The following is a 2912-nucleotide window of genomic DNA, read 5'->3' as shown; positions in this document are numbered from 1 at the left end:
TGCTTGACCCCAATACTTTGAGCCGAGAACTAGCACCTCTTGAGTCTGTAAATGATCAATATCCAAAGTTTTTGCTCACCTTAGATGAGTTAAATAAGAACGCAAATTACGATGGAATTCAACAACGAAATGTCTTAGAGTGGTTGTTAGAGAGTCGTTAACTTGCTATAATAATAGTATTGATATGGCGTAAAGCCAATGTTAAGGAGGCAAAAATCGTGGATTTAATTCAAAATTTGAAAAACCAAGTAAAACCATTAGGTAAAAAAGTCGTATTGCCAGAGTACCAAGACGAACGCGTTTTGGTTGCTACTGAAACTATTTTAAAAGAAGGTTTCTGCACACCTGTATTAGTAGGTAACCCTGCTGAAATCGCTGAAGCTGCTAAAGCTGCTGGCGTATCCATCGAAGGTGCTGAAATCATCGATCCTGCTAACTACGCTCGTTACCAAGAAATGGTTGATACATTCGTAGAATTGCGCGCTAAAAAAGGTATGACTCCTGAAAAAGCTGACGCAACTATGAAAGGCGACTGCTTATTCTTCGGCGCTATGCTTGTTCGTCTTGGCGAAGTAGACGGCATGGTTGCTGGTTCCGCTTGCCCAACTGCAAACGTATTGCGCGCTGCATTACAAGTTGTAGGTACTAAAGCAGGCCTTAAAACTGTATCTTCCACAATGATTATGTTCACAGATAAAAAAGAATATGGCGATGATGGCGTGCTCATCTTCTCCGACTGTGGCGTATTGCCTAACCCAACTAGCGAACAATTAGCTGATATTGCAGAATCCACTGTAGAAAAAGCTCGCAAAGTTGTTGGCATGGCTGATCCTCGCGTATCCATGTTGTCCTTCTCCACTAAAGGTTCCGCTTCCACTCCAGAAGTAGACAAAGTAGTAGAAGCTGTTAACATTTTGAAAGAACGTAATGTAGACTTCAAATTTGACGGCGAATTACAATTGGACGCTTCCATCGTTCCTTCCGTAGCAGAAAGAAAAGCTCCTGGCTCTCATGTAGCTGGTAAAGCTAATATCTTGATCTTCCCTGATCTTCAATCTGCTAACATTGGTTACAAATTGGTTCAACGCTTCGCTGATGCTGAAGCTATTGGTCCATTGATTCAAGGTTTGGCTGCTCCTATCCATGACCTTTCCCGCGGTTGCTCCGCTCAAGACATTGTAGAAGTTGCTGCCATCACTGCTGTTGAAAGCATCTAATTTCCACAATAACTTCATTTGTACTATTGAATGAAATAGTAAAAGCTGATTCTTCGGAATCAGCTTTTTTATTTGTGTAAATATATATAGAAGGTGTATGATTAGGTTAAGAACATTTGATTAATATATTTAATCAATGGATTGCGTAAACGCACTTGATATGTACAAGTGTAGTTGTGTTTAGAGTCGTGAAAAGGAGAGGGCTATGATTTCTGTATTCGACACAAATCCTGTTGTTTTTGAAAGTGATGATCGTACGTTAACAATTAGTTACAATGGTGTGCTCTGTAAAGATGCAAATGGACAGGTGATAACTGACATCGACTTTGAAGCTGTAAATGAGCTATATCTTACAAGATATCTAAATTCGAATTCTAATTATACGATTATGTTTAGAGACCACAATTGGAAAAACATAGAAGGACAAGATTTAGATACGGACCGTACAGAATCTAACATTGGTCATAACATTCGTGAAACAAAGGCGATTATTGCAGCATTTGCTCGTCATAAATTGACAGCAGACTTCCCTGCAAACTTGGATACTCTTCAATTACCACTAGATTATTCTATTATGGGTAAACGCGAAATTACTATTAAAAACGGTGTCATCTCAAATGGTAAGGTAGATATTCCTATTCATGAAATCCGTCGCGTAGTATGTGCATCTAATGGTACAATTAGCAAATTGTTAGTCTATAAGGAAGAGAAACCTAGCTCATTTCTTAAAAAGATTTTTGACTCCCCTGATATGAAAATCACCTTAAATGCCATTACATTGCCTTTACTAGAAGCTATCGTAACGCGCAATACAGGTCATGGTATCGACTTCAGTCGTGGTAATGGCTTTGACCAAAAGGATTCTAACTATATCATCATTCGATACCTCGACTCTGGATTCTTCCTTGAAAAAGACGGTACAGCACCAACAGAATGGCAAAAAACTGCGGCTGAAACAACGGCAAAATTCAATTATGATGTGAAAACACTTTTGGTGTAATAAAGACTCTATGAAAGAACTGGAAAAGAAAGTCGTAGAGCTATTGGCGTAATCATCATATTAGGCATATAATATATAGCTTATAATATAGATGTCATTTGTTAATGACGATTGTAGGAAGAGTCGATTCGTTTGAATCGACTCTTTTAGCATTTTATTATGAGTAATAAGATTATGATATAATGTATACGATATATTTAATGTTCAAATGTGAGGTTATGATGGTAAAACGTTTGACAACAAAGGAATTATTTGCGGAATCATTAATGGAACTGTTGGAGGTACAACAGTTAACTAAAATCACAGTAGGTGCAATCTCCAAGAATTGTGGGATGTCTTCCCGTACGTTTTATAATAACTTTTTAGATAAATATGATTTAATTAATTGGATTTACGTACATCGTATTGAAGAGGCGTATGAAGAACTCGGGGCAGATGTAATTACTTGGCGTGAATTGGTCGATCGTATGGTGACGACCATGAGTGAGCGAGAAACTTTTTTTAAAGAAGCGTTAGCAGATAGAACTGATGATATTAATCTGACAGAAACAAGTATTAATCGAGGATTAGATTTGTTGATGCAATACATCGATAAGAAGGCCCCTGGTAAAGGTCAAGATGAGGTAATATGTTTTCACACAGCCATGTATTTTCATGGTGTGTCAGCGATGCTTTTGAAATGGCTTCGTGATGGT

The 2912-nt window shown here is 37.9% G+C and carries 2 protein-coding genes and 2 pseudogenes; all 4 read left to right on the top strand.

Going from position 1 to position 2912, the window contains the following annotated elements; genetic code table 11:
* A pseudogene (locus Q0F90_RS08560) lies at positions 1–161 on the top strand (ATPase); the annotation flags it as partial.
* Positions 162–218: 57 nt separating this feature from the next.
* A complete protein-coding gene (gene pta / locus Q0F90_RS08555) occupies positions 219–1217 on the top strand; it encodes a phosphate acetyltransferase (protein WP_296004763.1) in 999 nt (332 codons plus the stop codon).
* 205 nt (positions 1218–1422) lie between these two features.
* Entirely contained in the window at positions 1423–2217 is a 795-nt protein-coding gene (locus Q0F90_RS08550; RefSeq protein WP_296004761.1) for a hypothetical protein, read from the top strand.
* A gap of 218 nt (positions 2218–2435) precedes the next feature.
* Positions 2436–2912: pseudogene (locus tag Q0F90_RS08545) on the top strand (hypothetical protein); the annotation flags it as partial.

The organism is uncultured Veillonella sp. (genome assembly GCF_934190855.1).
In the GTDB taxonomy this organism is placed as follows: Bacteria; Bacillota; Negativicutes; order Veillonellales; family Veillonellaceae; genus Veillonella.
The sequence above is the reverse complement of the archived record's forward strand: the minus strand, read 5'-3'. Positions and strand labels throughout refer to the sequence as shown.